Source organism: Leucobacter soli, from assembly GCF_042659205.1.
Classification (GTDB): Bacteria; Actinomycetota; Actinomycetes; order Actinomycetales; family Microbacteriaceae; genus Leucobacter; species Leucobacter soli.
Genome location: NZ_JBHSRW010000466.1, coordinates 1 through 690, shown reverse-complemented (window position 1 = coordinate 690; position 690 = coordinate 1). Strand labels below are relative to the sequence as shown.

At 72.9% G+C, this 690-nt stretch carries 1 protein-coding gene; it reads left to right on the top strand.

Features of this window, described 5'->3' with window-relative positions:
• On the top strand, positions 1–502 hold a 502-nt coding region (locus tag ACFPZL_RS13975), incomplete at its 5' end, for a CoA-binding protein (protein ID WP_382336010.1).
• Positions 503–690: the final 188 nt, after the last annotated feature.

The window sequence follows — 690 nt, the reverse complement described above, 5'->3', positions numbered from 1 at the left end:
GCCCGCCGCACCCGCGGCCCGCACCTGGCAGGGGCCGAGCGCCCCGGCGCGCCTCGGGATCCTGCGCCGCGCGAAGTCGATCGCGATCGTCGGCGCGTCGAACAACCCGGCGCGCGCGAGCTACTTCGTCGCCACCTACCTGCTGGCGAGCTCGCCGTACGACGTGTACTTCGTGAACCCGCGCGCCGACGAGATCCTGGGCCGCAAGGTCTACGCCTCGCTCGCCGACCTGCCGGTCGTGCCCGACATCGTCGACGTGTTCCGCAAGCACGACGACCTGCCCGAGGTCGCCCGCGAGGCCGTCGCGATCGGCGCGAAGACGCTGTGGCTGCAGCTCGGATCCTGGAACGAGGAGGCGGCCGCGATCGCCGAAGCGGCCGGCCTTGACGTGGTCATGGACCGCTGCGTGAAGATCGAGCACGCCCGCTTCCACGGCGGGCTGCACCTCGCCGGCTTCGACACGGGCGTGATCTCGTCGAAGCGCCAGGTCGTCTCGAAGTAGGGCTTCCGCCTCCGGCCGGCGGGGCGGCGGAATCCGGCAGTTCCGGCTGATCTCGCAGTTGGGGCTGACCGATCGCGCCGAACGGATCCTCCCGAACTGCGAGATCCTCCCGAACTGCGGGGCCGGACGGCCGGACGCCATCCGGCGGGCCCAGAGCTCCGCCGCGCGCGGGTCGCGGCGCGGGGATG